This window comes from Mesorhizobium sp. M0870, assembly GCF_040319775.1.
Lineage (GTDB): Bacteria > Pseudomonadota > Alphaproteobacteria > Rhizobiales > Rhizobiaceae > Mesorhizobium.
Window position 1 is genome coordinate 574,133 of sequence record NZ_JAMYOI010000001.1, and the last position, 14,723, is coordinate 588,855.

14 protein-coding genes and 1 pseudogene are annotated in these 14,723 nt (G+C 63.7%); 6 read left to right on the forward strand and 9 right to left on the reverse strand.

Annotation, left to right across the window (positions count from 1 at the left end):
* Positions 1 to 3 precede the first annotated feature (3 nt).
* Genes NKH97_RS02710 through NKH97_RS02730 form a run of 5 tightly spaced genes read left to right on the forward strand, consistent with a single transcriptional unit; the run spans position 4 to position 4,079 of the window.
* On the forward strand, positions 4 to 1,101 hold the full coding sequence (locus NKH97_RS02710) for an ABC transporter ATP-binding protein (RefSeq protein WP_023808867.1): 1,098 nt from the start codon (positions 4 to 6) through the stop codon (positions 1,099 to 1,101).
* A 5-nt stretch (positions 1,102 to 1,106) separates the two neighbouring features.
* On the forward strand, positions 1,107 to 2,219 hold the full coding sequence (locus NKH97_RS02715) for a mandelate racemase/muconate lactonizing enzyme family protein (RefSeq protein ID WP_023808868.1): 1,113 nt from the start codon (positions 1,107 to 1,109) through the stop codon (positions 2,217 to 2,219).
* Between the two features lie 9 nt (positions 2,220 to 2,228).
* A complete protein-coding gene (locus NKH97_RS02720) occupies positions 2,229 to 2,558 on the forward strand; it encodes an L-rhamnose mutarotase (protein WP_023808869.1) in 330 nt (109 codons plus the stop codon).
* On the forward strand, positions 2,551 to 3,627 hold the full coding sequence (locus tag NKH97_RS02725) for a Gfo/Idh/MocA family protein (protein ID WP_023808870.1): 1,077 nt from the start codon (positions 2,551 to 2,553) through the stop codon (positions 3,625 to 3,627). Before NKH97_RS02720 ends, NKH97_RS02725 begins: the two co-directional genes overlap by 8 nt.
* A complete protein-coding gene (locus NKH97_RS02730) occupies positions 3,627 to 4,079 on the forward strand; it encodes a MaoC/PaaZ C-terminal domain-containing protein (protein WP_128302349.1) in 453 nt (150 codons plus the stop codon). Before NKH97_RS02725 ends, NKH97_RS02730 begins: the two co-directional genes overlap by 1 nt.
* 29 nt (positions 4,080 to 4,108) lie before the next feature.
* Here NKH97_RS02730 and NKH97_RS02735 read toward each other — a convergent pair whose 3' ends face one another.
* The 5 genes and pseudogenes from NKH97_RS02735 to NKH97_RS02755 all read right to left on the reverse strand — a co-directional run bounded on the left by NKH97_RS02735 (position 4,109) and on the right by NKH97_RS02755 (position 9,208).
* Positions 4,109 to 4,747 (reverse strand): GntR family transcriptional regulator, encoded by a 639-nt coding sequence (locus tag NKH97_RS02735; RefSeq protein WP_502895155.1) that lies wholly within the window; start codon positions 4,745 to 4,747, stop codon positions 4,109 to 4,111.
* A gap of 244 nt (positions 4,748 to 4,991) precedes the next feature.
* Positions 4,992 to 5,573 (reverse strand): annotated as a pseudogene (locus NKH97_RS02740) (hypothetical protein).
* A 1-nt stretch (position 5,574) separates the two neighbouring features.
* Complete coding sequence (locus NKH97_RS02745; RefSeq protein ID WP_023808874.1) at positions 5,575 to 7,257, reverse strand: SWIM zinc finger family protein; 1,683 nt, start codon at positions 7,255 to 7,257, stop codon at positions 5,575 to 5,577.
* Complete coding sequence (locus tag NKH97_RS02750) at positions 7,254 to 7,658, reverse strand: DUF3024 domain-containing protein (RefSeq protein ID WP_245273055.1); 405 nt, start codon at positions 7,656 to 7,658, stop codon at positions 7,254 to 7,256. Before NKH97_RS02750 ends, NKH97_RS02745 begins: the two co-directional genes overlap by 4 nt.
* 119 nt (positions 7,659 to 7,777) lie before the next feature.
* The gene (locus NKH97_RS02755; protein WP_245486006.1) at positions 7,778 to 9,208 is read right to left on the reverse strand and encodes a DHA2 family efflux MFS transporter permease subunit; all 1,431 of its coding nucleotides are present in this window, start codon (positions 9,206 to 9,208) and stop codon (positions 7,778 to 7,780) included.
* A gap of 395 nt (positions 9,209 to 9,603) precedes the next feature.
* Here NKH97_RS02755 and NKH97_RS02760 point away from each other — a divergent pair, with 395 nt between their 5' ends.
* Complete coding sequence (locus tag NKH97_RS02760) at positions 9,604 to 10,620, forward strand: Zn-dependent oxidoreductase (RefSeq protein ID WP_128302346.1); 1,017 nt, start codon at positions 9,604 to 9,606, stop codon at positions 10,618 to 10,620.
* A 6-nt stretch (positions 10,621 to 10,626) separates the two neighbouring features.
* Here the strand turns inward: NKH97_RS02760 and NKH97_RS02765 are convergent, their stop codons facing one another.
* The 4 genes from NKH97_RS02765 to NKH97_RS02780 all read right to left on the reverse strand — a co-directional run bounded on the left by NKH97_RS02765 (position 10,627) and on the right by NKH97_RS02780 (position 14,720).
* Positions 10,627 to 11,331 carry a cyclase family protein gene (locus tag NKH97_RS02765; protein ID WP_023808878.1) on the reverse strand — a complete coding sequence of 235 codons (705 nt, stop codon included), beginning with the start codon at positions 11,329 to 11,331 and terminating at the stop codon, positions 10,627 to 10,629.
* The gene (locus NKH97_RS02770; RefSeq protein ID WP_023808879.1) at positions 11,328 to 12,266 is read right to left on the reverse strand and encodes an ABC transporter permease; all 939 of its coding nucleotides are present in this window, start codon (positions 12,264 to 12,266) and stop codon (positions 11,328 to 11,330) included. Before NKH97_RS02770 ends, NKH97_RS02765 begins: the two co-directional genes overlap by 4 nt.
* Entirely contained in the window at positions 12,263 to 13,168 is a 906-nt protein-coding gene (locus NKH97_RS02775; protein ID WP_352440117.1) for an ABC transporter permease, read from the reverse strand. Before NKH97_RS02775 ends, NKH97_RS02770 begins: the two co-directional genes overlap by 4 nt.
* A 61-nt stretch (positions 13,169 to 13,229) precedes the next feature.
* Entirely contained in the window at positions 13,230 to 14,720 is a 1,491-nt protein-coding gene (locus NKH97_RS02780; RefSeq protein ID WP_023808881.1) for a sugar ABC transporter ATP-binding protein, read from the reverse strand.
* Positions 14,721 to 14,723: the final 3 nt, after the last annotated feature.

Below are 14,723 nucleotides of genomic sequence, written 5' to 3' on the forward strand. Positions count from 1 at the left end.
ACCATGGCAACCGTTACCCTCACCAAGCTGACCAAGCGCTACGGCAACATCGGGATCGTGCACGGCATCGATCTCGACATCGCCGACCGCGAATTCATCGCGCTGGTCGGCCCGTCCGGCTGCGGCAAGTCGACGACGCTGCGCATGATCGCCGGGCTGGAAGAGATCAGTGCCGGCTCGATCGAGATCGGCGGGCGCGTCGTCAACGACCTGCCGCCGCGCTCGCGCAACATCTCGATGGTGTTCCAGTCCTATGCGCTCTATCCGCACATGACGGTGCGCGAGAATCTCGGCTTCTCGCTGAAGATCGCCGGTGCCGCCAAGGAAGACATGGACCGCCGTGTCGCCGAGGCCTCGGCCATTCTTGGCCTCGACACACTGCTGGACCGACGCCCCTCGCAACTCTCCGGCGGTCAGCGCCAGCGCGTCGCCATGGGCCGCGCCATCGTGCGCGATCCTGACGTCTTCCTGTTCGACGAGCCGCTTTCCAATCTCGACGCCAAATTACGCACGCAGATGCGCACCGAGATCAAGAAGCTTCATGCCAAGGTGCAATCGACGGTGATCTACGTCACCCATGATCAGGTCGAGGCGATGACGCTTGCCGACCGCATCGTCATCATGCGCGACGGCCATATCGAACAAGTCGGCACGCCCGACGAGGTGTTCCGGCAGCCGGCGACGCGCTTCGTCGCAGGCTTCATCGGCTCGCCGCCGATGAACCTGCATGAAGCCACGATCGATGATGGCCAGATGGTTTTCGCCAGCGGCGAAAAGCTGCCGCTGCCCGCCCAGTTCAAGACCAACGTCGCCACCGGCGACAAGGTCGTGTTCGGGCTGCGGCCGGACGACATCTATCCGACCGGCCATGGCATCAGCTCCGGTGGTGCGGCCGATGTCCACCAGATCGAACTGCCGATCACGGTCACCGAACCGCTCGGCAACGAGACACTGGTGTTCGTCGAATTCAACGGTACGGACTGGGTGTCGCGCATGCTGAACCCGAGGCCACTGCGGCCGGGCGAGCGGGTCGCCATGAGCCTCGACATGTCGCAGGCGCACCTGTTTGCCACCGAGACCGGAAAGACATTGCGGAGCTGATCGGCATGGCCAAAATTGAGAAAGTCGACCTTCGGATGGTGGACCTTGTGCCCAAGGTCAAGCGCACCGACGCCATCCAGAGCTTCGTCAGCCAGGAAACGCCTATCGTCACCATCACCGATTCCGACGGTGCGGTCGGCACCGGCTACAGCTACACGATCGGCACCGGCGGCTCGTCGGTGATGCGGCTTTTGTCCGACCATCTGGTGCCGCGCCTGATCGGCCGCGACCCCGACATGATCGAGGCAATCTGGCACGATCTCGAATTCGCCACGCATGCCACGACCATCGGCGCCATCACCGCCATCGCCATCGCGGCCATCGATACAGCACTGTGGGACCTACGGGCAAAGAAGCAGAACCTGCCTTTGTGGAAGCTGGCCGGCGGCGCCAAGGACCGCTGCCCGCTGTACACGACCGAAGGCGGCTGGCTGCACATCGAGACGCAGGCGCTGGTCGACGATGCGCTGGCCGCCAAGGCCAAGGGCTTTCGCGGCTCGAAGGTGAAGATCGGCAGGCCGCACGGCTCGGAAGATCTGGCGCGCCTGTCGGCGGTGCGCAAGGCGGTCGGCGACGGCTACGAGATCATGACCGACGCCAATCAGGGCTTTTCGGTCGACGAGGCGATCCGGCGCGCGGCAAGATTACGCGACCTCGACCTCGCCTGGATCGAGGAGCCACTGCCGGCCGACGACATTGACGGGCATGTGCGGTTGTCGAACTCGACGCCGACGCCGATTGCCATCGGCGAGTCGCTCTACTCCATTCGCCATTTTCGCGAGTACATGCAGAAAGGCGCCTGCTCGATCGTGCAGGTCGATGTCGGCCGCATCGGCGGCATCACGCCCTGGCTCAAGATCGCGCACGCGGCGGAGGCCTTCGACATTCCGGTCTGCCCGCATTTCCTGATGGAGCTGCATGTCAGCCTGACCTGCGCTGTTCAGAACGGCCGATATGTCGAGTACATTCCGCAACTCGACCAGTTGACCGGCAAGCGCCTCCGCATCGAGGATGGCCAGGCGCTGGCGCCCGACGAACCCGGCATCGGCATCGATTGGGACTGGGACGCGGTCAAGGCCATGAGCATCGCCGAATTCACCACGGCGATCACGAAATAGGAGAATGATATGCAGCGGATGGGAATGGTTCTGGGGCTGAAGCCGGAAAAGGTCGAGGAGTATGTCCGCCTCCATGCCGCCGTCTGGCCCGACGTGCTGGCCATGATCTCCGCCTGCAACATCAAGAACTACTCGATCTACCTGAAGCGGCCGGAGAACGTGCTGTTCAGCACCTTCGAATACCACGGCAGCGACTACGAGGCCGACATGGCGAAGATGGCGGCCGATCCGAAGACGCAGGAATGGTGGGCGGTCTGCATGCCGTGCCAGGAGCCGCTGGCGACGCGCAAAGAGGGCGAGTGGTGGGCCGAGATGGATGAGGTCTTCCATCATGACTGAAGGCGGTTTCGACCCTGCCTTGCTCGTTCAATCCTGGCCAAAACCCTCCAAGCCCCGGCAGATCGTCACCTTCGGCGCCGGATCGATCGTCGGCGACGCGCATTTCCCGGCCTACCGGAAGGCCGGCTTTCCGGTTGCCGGGCTTTATGATCCTGATCATACCAGGGCCGAAAAGCTGGCCAGCCAATGGGGCGTGACGGCCTTTGGGTCGGTCGAAGAAGCTGCTGCCGTCGAGGGCGCGATCTTCGACCTTGCCACCCCGCCGTCGCGTCATGCCGATGTGCTGAAGTCCTTGCCTGATGGCGCGGTGGCGCTGATCCAGAAGCCGATGGGCAGCAATCTTGCCGAGGCGACCGCGATCCTCGAGATCTGCCGCGCCCGGAAGCTGCACGCAGCGGTGAACTTCCAATTGCGCTTCGCGCCGATGATGCTGGCGCTCAAAGATGCCGTCGGCAAGGGCTGGCTCGGCGAGATCGTCGACTTCGATGCCTGGCTGGCGCTGGCGACACCGTGGCAGCTTTGGGAATTCCTGCTCAAGGCGCCGCGCGTCGAGATCGCCATGCATTCGATCCACTATCTCGACCTGATCAGGCAATTGCTCGGCGACCCCAAGGGCGTGCACGCTAAGACGCTCGGCCATCCCAATCATGCCGTGGCGCAGACGCGCACCAGCGCCATTCTCGACTATGGCAACACCATGCGCTGCGCGCTGTCGATCAACCACGACCACAAGTTCGGCCGCCGGCACCAAGCCTGCGAGTTCCGCATCTGCGGCACCGAGGGAGCAGCCTATCTCAAGTTGGGTCTCAACCTCGATTATCCCACAGGTGAGCCGGATGTGCTGGAAATCTATCCGAAAGGCGGGACGGACTGGATCGCAGTGCCCTTGGCCGGCGAGTGGTTTCCCGACGCCTTCGTCGGCCGCATGGCCAATGTCCAGCGTTTTGCCACCGGAGAAGATGCTACGCTGATCAGCCCGGTCGAGGACGCGTGGAGCACGATGGCGCTGGTCGAGGCGGCGTATCAGTCGAGTGCGGCACCGGCGACGCCGATTGCGGAAAGACCCTGATGGAACGGATTCAGTATTTCGAAGACTATGAGATTGGCGCGTCGCGCCTGACCAGCGGCCGCACCATCACCGAGACCGACTTCATCGTCCATGCCGGCCACACCGGCGATTTCTTCCCGCACCACATGGACGCCGAGTTCATGAAGACGACGCCATTCGGCCAGCGCATCGCGCACGGCACGCTGGTGTTCTCGGTCGGCATCGGGCTGACGGCAACCGTCATCAATCCTGTTGCCTTTTCCTATGGCTATGACCGGCTGCGCTTCATCAAGCCGGTGTTCATCGGCGACACGATCCGGACGCGCACGACAATTACGGCCAGGGAAGACGACCCGAAGAGGCCGGGGGCGGGACGGGTGATCGAACGCTGCGAGGTGATCAACCAGCGCGGCGAAGTGGTGCTGGCGGCCGACCACATCTACATCGTCGAACGCAGGCCGGCGCAGGGCTGAAGCCCATCGCATGCCCATGAGCCACGCCGTCAGGATTCTCGCGACAGGCCATCTTCCCTGATCGCGCGGACCAGCGTCTCGCTTCCTTCGCGAAGATGCTGCCTCAGAATGCTTATGGCCCTGTCGCCGTCGCGCCGCCGGCAGGCGGCCAGCAGCTCGCGATGCTCCGTCTGCGAGCGGCTGCGATAGTCCAGGTTCGACAGCAGGATGCGGACGTAGCGATCGGCGGCATTGTGGTGCGCCTCGATCAGGCCGAGCAATCGATGGTTGCCACAGGCATCGTAGAGAGCCAGATGAAAGGCACGGTTCAGCGCACCCCATCGGCCGACATTGCGCTCCGCGTCGATCTGGTCGAGCACCTGTTCGGCCTCGTCGAACTTCGCGCCGGAGAGGCTGGGTACCGAAAGCCGGAGCGCCTCGCTTTCGAGCAGCTCGCGTAGCGCGTAGATTTCACTGATCTCGGCGCCGTCCATCCGGGCGACCTGCGCGCCTTTTGTGGGATGAATGGAAACAATACCTTCGGCTTCCAATTGGCGAAGGGCGTCACGAATTGGCATGCGGCTGAAGCCAAACTGCTCGGCCAATTCATCCTGGCGCAGCGGCGTGCCCGCCCTGATGGTTCCACTGGCAATCGCTTCGCGCAGGACATTGGCGACCTGTTCGGCCACGGTCCGCGGCCCCTGCATCACGCTTTCCGCAAATCCTCGCAATCGATGCTCCCCGTTTTCACACAGCATCGAGCCTAATTGAAAAACCCATGCGGATATAGGTATGCCCGTATACACACTGCCCGCGCCAAGCAGACTTCCTCCGCAAGACGCCACCCGCCTCCGCAAGGCAACGTCCCGATTCGCGCATATGAGACGATCGTCTGAAGCACTGAAGGCGCGGCTCGCCCAGCCCTGCGGGCTTTCAGCCAGTCTGCGGCAGGTCAAGCGCGGAGCGCATCCGCCCGACACCACGCTTGTAGAGCATCGCGCCTTGAGCTGGGGCGAGCAGATCAGCATGCGGCGTGAAGTCGGCAACGCACTTGTTGAAGGCGATCTCGCCACACCCGGGAACCAGGCAGTCGAGCTTTCCCTTCGGACACTGACTGAACTTGCAGAGCCGGCCCAGCTATCTGTCGCTGCCGGGTTCGATCAGAAAAACGTCTAGCTGGTGATCGGCAACGCTGATCCCTGTTCCCTTCTCAAACGCCTCACGCAGGGCAAGAGCGGCGGCGCGACGCAGTTCGCCTAGACGAGCCTGCGAGTCAAGCCAAAGCGCCAGGTCGAGATCGCTACATTCATGCCAGACCTCGATCCGAGCGCGCCGGAATTCGCTGAAGCGCGGCACCTCTTTCCAAAGCGGCTTCGCGACAGAGCCGATAACGGCCACCGCCCCCACCTCTCGAAAACGCGTCCAAGCATCGGTGACGACATCCGCCGCCGCGCGGAACTGCTGCTGGCGTTCCAGCATGTAGCGATTTTGCTCGTCAATCGCCGCGCGCCGCATGTCAGGCCAACAGTTTCATGAAATTGCGCTTGCGGCCGAAGCGGTCTTTCACATCCGCCAGATACGCGGCATGTTCGGACGCGCCGCGCAGGCCGGCCATACGGCCGATCAGGGTTGACGCTTCTGCATAGGCGCCGTTACCGCCAAACTGGGCCAGTTGGTTTACGCGTTCCGCATAGATCTTCAGTGCCTCGCGCGGATGCGTGGCTTCACTGACCTGCGCGAGCTTTTCCTTCAGTCCTTCGGAAGCGCCATGTGCGCGCGTGTTCGCCCACGCCAGATCAAACTGCTTCTCCTCAATCAAGATGCTGATGAGCAGATCGGCCGGATAATGCCAGGCGGACGGCTTCTCGCGCGCTAGCCTGGACTGGAGGCGCTCGATTACTCGATCGCGCGTCGCCGTGCCCGTCTTGCACAGCCGTTGATACAGTCCGAAGCTCGGTGCCTTCTCGAATGCGCGCCACAGATGCGCTTCGGCGTCCGCATCGCGACCGGCCGTGGTCAGCAGGTCGACTACAAAGGAAATGAGCCGCTCGTCGGGTCGATCATCCTCGAACACCCACAGGCCGTCCTCGGCCCTGCGCAAAGCCTCTTCGGCGCGACCGTGCGAGAGGCAGAATTTGGCGACTTGCAGATAGGCTTGCTGTGAGGACAGATGCTTGGCGCGAAGGGCGATGCGTGCCTCGAGGTCGCCATCGCGGTCAGCAAAGAAGTCGAGGATTTCCTGCAGCCTGAAATGGTCGCCGGACAGTCCGTGACCTATCCGATTCTTGCCGGCGGTTGCGGGCAGTTCATTCCAGGCTTCGTTGGCCAGGCGACGGTATTCGGCCAATCCTTCCTCGCCGAGGATATCGCCATAGCGCTCAGCCGCGCCACCGAAGGTGTCGTAGCCACCATTCATCTCGCGCGCGAACAGGTCACGCGCCAGGGACAAGGGTTCGCAAGGCGCCTCCGAGACAGCGTTGCAGTGAATTTCGCATGCCCGGTCGAGAAGTGGGGCGCAATGGCCATCGGAATCGTCCACGACCTCGATGGCAGCCTCGATCCGATCGATGGCTCGCATAGCGAGCCGTATAACGATGCCCGCATGCTTGCTCGAGACCGAGGCGATCACATCGAGCGCCTCGTCCACACCTTGGGCCCAGTCGGGCGCCTCGCGGTAATCTATGAAGCCATTCGTGGCGGTTGCGCCGTCGATCATCTTGCCGAGACGCGCCTCGATGGCCGCCTCGTCGCCGTCTTGCGTAGTCAGCGTGGCCATTTCCAGCCTACGCAACAGGATAGGATCGCGCTCGACGACATCCATGATCATATCGACAAGCGCCGCCTTGTTCTTGCCTTCCAGATGTTCGCGTATACGCGTGAACACATCGATGCTTTGCGCTTCCGTGTCGCTGCCCATCGCGTTTGCCGCCAGCGCCGTCGCCACCAAATGCTTGCAATAGCCCCAGTCGCCGAAGGCGCGGCAGGAACACGAACCGTCGACCGACTCGCCACGCCCCGTCAGTTCAACACGGTAGTCCTCCGTGCCGGCAACCTGCGCCAGCACGCGCTTGGGCCCAACGGTCAGCAGTTGCACCAGCCCGTCACGCCAGTAGGCCTCGCCGCGCGAGTACACCTTGGTGCCGACAAGATCGCGCAGGGCATCGACATCGAAACGGGGTCGGCTGTTCTTGCGGTTCATAGTGGCGGCTGGAGCCTCGAGTCAGCCGAGATGAGACGCAGGGCTTCGTCCAACGTAACGGTCGCATGCAGCCGCCCACATGCTCCGGTGTGCCTGTGCCACATGAGGTCGAACCGGGTCTCGGCGAGATGCTCCTCCACATGATCGAGCCGGGCGAAGGGAGCGTTGAATTCTTCACCGTCATCCGAACGGTAGCGCGCTGAGAAACCGTATTTGCTTCCTCGCCACTTGCCGAAAATGTCTAGCGGATGGTCGAGCCGATTCGGCTGGCCGTGGATGAACCGAGGCTTCAGAACCTCGGCGATGAAACGCTCGCAAGTGGCAGCCATGGCCAGCTTCTCGTCAGCCGAAGGCTTCTTAACCCACACCATCGCGTTTTCCCGTTTCGCCAGCGCGATCATTTCCCACTATCCGCCGCCAAGAGCGCTGTGGGGCTGCCCTCAGCCATACGGTATCGCCGTTCATGATAATCGACCGATCCGGCGAGGCAATCCTTTTTGAACGCAGAATGCATCTGGCATCATTTGCGAGAATTACCCGATCGAACATGACCGCTGACCTGCACGCCGTCCTCGGCACGCAGGTACAGGAAGCCGGGGACGGACAGCAACGGGATGACCGCGGTCAGCAGGAACACCTGGTGGAAGCGTTCCGCTGTCACGATGTGGGTTTCTCCTGCGACAAGGCCCAGCACCATGGCGGCGATCGAAACGCCCAGGGAAACGCTGAGTTGCTGCAGGACGCCGCCGAGACTGGTGGCGCGGCTGAGCTTGTCGGCCGGCAGGTCGGCGTAGGAAAGCGTGTTGGAGGTCATGAACTGCGCCGACCGGATGACCCCGAAGACAAAGGCGTAAAGGCCGATCATCCAGTGCGGCGTATCGGCTTCGATCAAGGCGAAGCCCCCGACAGCGGCGGAACCAACCACCGCGCTGCCGATCAGCACGACATTGAAACCGAAGCGCCGCAACAGCGGCGACAGCAGCGGCCGAATGAGCAAGGCGCCGAAGCTGCCGACGAATGTCAGCGAGCCCGAGGTGACCGGGCTCATGCCAAAGCCGACCTGCAGCATCAGCGGCAACAGGAAAGGCACGCCATTGAGGCCAACGCGGCACAGGCCGCCTGCGAGCGTACCGACCCAGAACGAGCGAAATCGAAACAGTGTCAGATCGACTGCCGGTGCAACGACGCGGCGCGCATAGCGCCCGAAGGCGAGCAGCAGCAGGATCGCCGCGGCCAACACCAACGCTGTCGCCGAAACGGAGATGATTGGCCTACCGATGCTTTCCAGTCCGAACTGCAGCAGCGCGACTCCGCATCCGACCATCAGGAACCCGGCAAAGTCGAAGCGTTGCACCGCTTCCTCGCGGAAATCGTCGACGAAGCGCAGCGCCGCCAGAATGCCGAGGCAACCGAATGGCACGTTGACATAGAATATCCAGCGCCATGAGGCATAAGTGGTCAACAGGCCGCCGAGCAGCGGCCCGATCACAGGCCCCATGATGGCGGGCAAGGTCGTGTAGGTCATGGCGGTGATCAGCCCGCTGCGTGGGAAGCTGCGCAGCAGGATCAGCCGCCCGACCGGCGTCATCATGGCGCCGCCCAGCCCCTGCAGGGCGCGCATCGCCAGCAGCATGCCGAAACTGTTGGCCATGCCGCACAGCGCCGAGCCGAGGGTGAAGGTGAAAAGCGCCAGCGCGAACACTTTTCGCGCACCGAACCTGTCGGCGAACCAGCCGCTGACGGGAATGAATACGGCCAGCGTCAGAATGTAGGTGGTGATCGCCAGGTTCAGCCTGACGGGCGTCGTGTCGAGACTGCGTGCGATGGCGGGGATCGCGGTGGTGATGATGGTGGAATCGAGCTGCTCCATCAGAAAGGCGATGGCGACGATGATTGGGATGATCAATCTCAGCCTCGGGTCGCGCTCGGTGGCAAATTGAGGCTGTTCCAATTCTATTGCCAATTCCGTCATGCAAGCGGCTGCTCTATTCCAGGTGGCGCGTCCGCGTTCAAAGGCAAGGTCGCCTTCCGTGCGGCAAGCCAGCCGAGGCCCGATCACACGGCCTGTCTTATGGTCCGACAAGCAGGCAAGCGGTAGTCATTTCCTCTTTGATGGAAGTCAAAAAATTTTGACTGCCGACCCCTTCGAGAGGAGATCGGCAGGACAGCGCATTAGGAGTCCGAACTGCCGTCGCCAGGCACATTTGCGTTTCAGCGGACGCCCGTCCCGATTTCGTGAAGGAACGTGTCAGGTAAGAGGCCGTCTTACCGCCGCCATGAGCGCTTGCGTCTTGACGGCACAGCGAGATTGAGCCACTTGTCGACTAGTATACAAGTGGTGAGGCCATGCTTGAAGTTCTCGTTCGCGCACCGCAGTCGCTGGAAGTCCGGCAGGGCGCCATGCCAGAGCCCGGCACTGGCGAAGTCGTCGTTCATGTCAGCCGTGCCGGCATCTGCGGCTCCGACATTCACATATTGCACGGCTCCAATCCGTTCGCCGTCTATCCGCGCATCATCGGCCATGAATTCGCCGGCACCGTAACAGCGCTCGGACGCAATGTGACCGGCATAGCGGTGGGAGACCGCGTGGTGGTCGATCCCGTGGTGTCGTGCGGCCACTGCTATCCCTGCCGGGTCGGCCGCTCCAATGTCTGCGCCAACCTCGAAGTGATGGGCGTTCACCGCGACGGCGGTTTTCGCGCCTTCGTGGCGGTGCCGGCGGCAAATGTCATACCGGTTCCAAGGGATATGCCGTTTGGGCTGGCGGCACTGGCCGAGCCGTTTTCCATCGCCGCCAATGTGCTTGATCGTACCGGTTGCGGACCCGAGGACACGGCGCTGATCTATGGCGCCGGCACGGTCGGCGTCACTGTCCTGCAGGTCGCCAAGCTCAAGGGCGCACGCTGCATCGTTGCCGATATCGACGAAGCCCGCCTGGAGCGAGCGCTCCGCTTCGGCGCCGACAGGGTGATTCACTCCGTGCGCGATCCCGTGCCGGCCGCGGTGCGCGGTGAAAATGACGGTCTTGGCCCGACGCTGGTCATTGACGGCGCCGGCATTCCCGCACTTCTTGACGAGGCTTGCCGGCTGGCCAGCCCGGCGGGCCGCATCGGCCTGCTCGGCTTTTCGGACGCCCCATCCAACCTCAGCCAGCAGGAAGTGGTGCGCAAGGAACTGACCATCGTCGGCTCGCGCCTGAACCGCCGGCTGTTGCCGCGCGTCGTCGAATGGCTGGCCGACAAGCGGCTCGATCCGCAAGGCATGATCACACAGGTCTTCGCGGCGACGGAGGCGCGCGCCGCCTTCGACCTGATCGAGAAGGAACCTCAGCGCACGCTCAAGGTCCAGCTGGATTTCTCTTGAGCCGGTTTAGCCCTCGACCAGCGCGATGGCGCGCAGCGGTGATCCGGTGCCGCCTTCGATCGCCAGCGGCAAGCTGATCAGGAAGCACCGAGGCGGCAAGTCACCAAGCCGTGCGAAATTCTCGCCGATCAGGATGCCGGCTGAAAGCAACGTATTGTGCGCCGGGAAATCCTCGCTGCCGAAACAATCGATCGACAGGCAGTCCGAACCGACGATGCGCGCACCGCGCTCGACCAGCAATTCGCTTGCTTGCCGCGACAGGCCGGGCCAGTCGGCGAGAAACGCGGCCGGATCGTCCCAGAACCGGTCCCAGCCGAAACGGAAGAACACGGCGTCGCCCTGCCGTACGCAGCCCTGTTCGGCCTCGAAAGCGAAGATAGAATCCGGCTCGACCGCCTGCCGGGGCGCGCAGTCCCGCGCATCGATCGTCACCATGCGGCCGAAGAAACGCTCGACCGGAATGTCCGAGATGGCAGCACCGCCGCGGATGAAATGGACCGGCGCGTCGAAATGCGTGCCGGTGTGCTCGCTCATAGCCAACGCATGGTTGCAGGCGACGTCGCCGCGGTCATAGGATTCCACCATCTCCTGGCAGTAATGCGGGTGCGTCGGCCACACCGGCATGCCGGGCTTCATCGGATGCGTCAGGTCGACGAAGGAAACTGCCTTTGTTTCGAACAGCCCGGCGAGCGTATCGGTGGCGGGTGTCATCTGACGCGAGGCCTCGGCACGAGAGCGACGATCAGGATGATCAGCACGCCGGTCAAAAGGAAGCGCACGCCTGCCTGGATGCCAAAGGTGTTGAGCATGGTGGACATCAGGTTGAAGAACAGCGCAGCCCCCCATATGCCTACCGCGTTGGCCTGTCCACCGGCGACGCTGGTGCCGCCAAGCACCACCACGGCGATCGATTCCATCAGATAGGCGTCACCCATGTTGAGTGCTGCCCCGCCGCTGAAGCCGGCAAGCAGGAAGCCGGCGAGCGCTGCCGCCGTGCCGCACAGCATATAGGCAATCAACCGCACCCGGGCGACGTTGATGCCGGCGAGCCGCGCCGCCGGTTCGCTCTGGCCGGTGGCCAGCAATTGCCGGCCCCAGACCGTGCGTTTGAGGACGACCATGGCGACCAGCGTCAGCACCATCACCGCGATCGGCATGAATTGGACGCCGCCAAGGTTCATCAAGGTAAACCGGGAAAGGCCGGCCGGCGGCTTCAGTGTCGCCTGGCCGCCGAGATTAAAGGCAAGCGACTGGAAGACGAAGCTCCAGGCGAGCGTTGCGATGATCGGCGGCAGCCTGAGCGCGACGATGGCAAGGAAGTTAGCGGCACCCGCGACGGCGCCGACGGCAAGTGCTGCAAGCAGGCCAGGCAGCAGCATGCCGTCGGACCCTTGCATGACCGTTATCGATACATAGGCGGCCAGCGTCAGCACGGATGGCACGGACAGGTCGATATTGCCCGGCCCGGAGGCGACGACGAACATCTGCCCGGTTCCCACCACAACGCTGAAGGCACCGAAGGCGAGCGCCCCCGAGAGCGTGGCGCCGGCGCTGTCGATACCGGAATAGGCTGATGTCACCACCCACATTGCGAGCGCCACGATGAAGCCGTAGGTCCACGGCGCGAGGCTCAATCTTCGGGTCATCGCGCCCGCTCCGACAAAAGCACGCGCCCGGCCAGCACGAGAAACAGGATAACGCCCTGGGCACCGATCTGCCATGTCGGCGGCACCTGCAGGAAAGACAAAAGCGAGCCCGCGAGCGACAGCGTCAGAGCGCCGACCACCGTGCCGACCGGCGAGACGACGCCACCGGTGAAAGCGCCACCGCCGAGGATCACCGCGCCGACGCCGAGCAGCGTATAGGCCGGCGCGACATTGGCGTCGCCCGATGTGGTGAGGCCGGTCAGCGTCAGCCCGGCCAGACAGGCGAGCAGGCCGGCGGCGGCATAGACAGCGACGCGGATGCCGACAACGGACCAGCCGGCGCGCTGGACGGCGCGCGGATTGCCGCCTGCGCCGCGCAACACCACGCCATAGGAGGAGCGTGAGATGACGAGATGGCCGGCAAGCGCCGCCAGTGCCGCCAGCCAGATCGACAGCGGCATCAAAGGCGGCTGCCAGCTCATGAAGGCGGCAAGCCATGCGGGTGCCGAGCCACCCGGTGCCGGCAGTAGGATGACGGCGATGCCGAGCCAGATGAAGGACATGCCCAGCGTCACGATGATCGAGGGCAATTGCCGTGCATGAATAAGCAGGCCGAAGCCGGCATAGGCGGCGATCAGGACCAGGTAGCACAGCGCCGCAATTGCCGGCGCATCCCCGAGATAGAGCGCCGTGATGCAGGTGATCAGCCCGACAAAGGCGCCGTTCGACAGGTCGATGTCGCCCAGCATGATCACCATCATCTGCGCCAGTGCGGCAAAGACCAGCGGCACCGAGAGCTTGAACAGCAGATGGAAGCCGAAATAGCTCATCGCCGCCGGGCGGATGCTGAAGATGATGGCCAGCATGACCAGCAGCGCGATTGCCGGCAGGCCGACCTGCATCGCATTGAGCAAGGCCGAGCGCGGATTGGAAGGAGAACGGGCCGGAACTCGGGCAGGCGCGTCAGACATGGTCGCCTCCGAACGACGCCTGCAGGATACGGCCGGTCTCGATGGCCTCGCCTTCCAACCTGGTCACGGCGCGGCCCTCGCGGAAGACATAGATGCGCTCGCAATTGGTCAGCTCTTCGAGTTCGGTTGTGTACCAGACGAAGGCGCGTCCGTTCTCGGCTTCCGCGCGGATCAGCCGGTAGACCTCCTGCTTGGTGCCGACATCGACGCCGCGCATCGGATCGTCGAGGAAGATCACCTCGGCGTCCGACGACAGCGCGCGGGCGAACAGCACCTTCTGCTGGTTGCCGCCGGACAGCGACAGGATCGGCGTGTCGATCGAAGGCGCCTTGACGTTGAGCCTGTTCGACCAGGTCTCGGCCAGCTTGCGGGCGGCGGCGCCTGAAATCATGCCGCCCCGCGTCAGTGCATTCAGGCTGCGGATGGTCAGATTGTCGGCGATAGACCACAGCGAAAACACGCCTTCCGAGCCGCGGTCGCCGGCGACATAGGCACCCGGCAAGGCCTCGCGTTGCCGGCGCGAGGCATAAAACATCGCGCGCAGCCGCTCGCGCTGGCCGTGGCCGTCGAGCCCGGCGAAGCCGATGACCTCACCCTTGCCGACGTCGATGGTCAGATCTGTGGTGTCGCGACCCGCATGCCGGATAACCGGAGCTTGCACCGAGGCCACCTTGCCGGCCGTGCGCTCACGCGGCCGTTCGATGCTTCCCATCAACTCGACCAGCGCGGCGCGTGACAGGCCGGCGGTGGGCCGCTCGGCGACGACCTTGCCGTCGACCATGACGACGGTGCGGTCGCAGACGGCGAGGATCTCGTTGAGGCGATGGGTGATCAGGATGCAGGCGATGCCACGCCCTGCGGCACGACGAATGTGGGCGAGCAGTTGTTCCGTCGCCTCATGGCCGAGCGCCGAGGTCGGCTCATCGAGAATGACGGCGCGCAATTTGATGCTGGTCTGCGTGAAGGCGCGGGCGATCTCGACCATCTGTCGCTCGCCGATCGGCAGGTCGGCGACCTTCCTGTCGAGATCGATGCCGTGGCCAGGGAAGATCTCGTCCAGCACCGGACCAATCACCTGGCGCGCGCGCCGCCGCCAGCCCAACCCACGCAAGGACCTGTGCACGATGCGGGTGTTTTCCGCCGACGTCAAATTGGCGCAGAGCGACAGTTCCTGGAAGATACAGCGCAGACCGGCCTGCTGGGCACTGGCCGCACTCCAGGCACCGATCTCACGTCCGCCGAGGCGAAAGCTGCCGCTGCTGCGCTCGATGGTGCCGGCCAGCACGTTCATCAGCGTCGACTTGCCGGCGCCGTTGTGACCGACAAGGCCAACGACCTCGCCGGGTTTGAGATGAAAATCCACGCCGCCCAGGGCATGCACGGCATCATAGTGCTTGCGGACATCGCGCACCTCGATGAGGAGGCCGTCGGCATTGACCGTCTCTGCTGCGTCCCTTTTGGGCGACGTGGGATCGTTCATCATTCG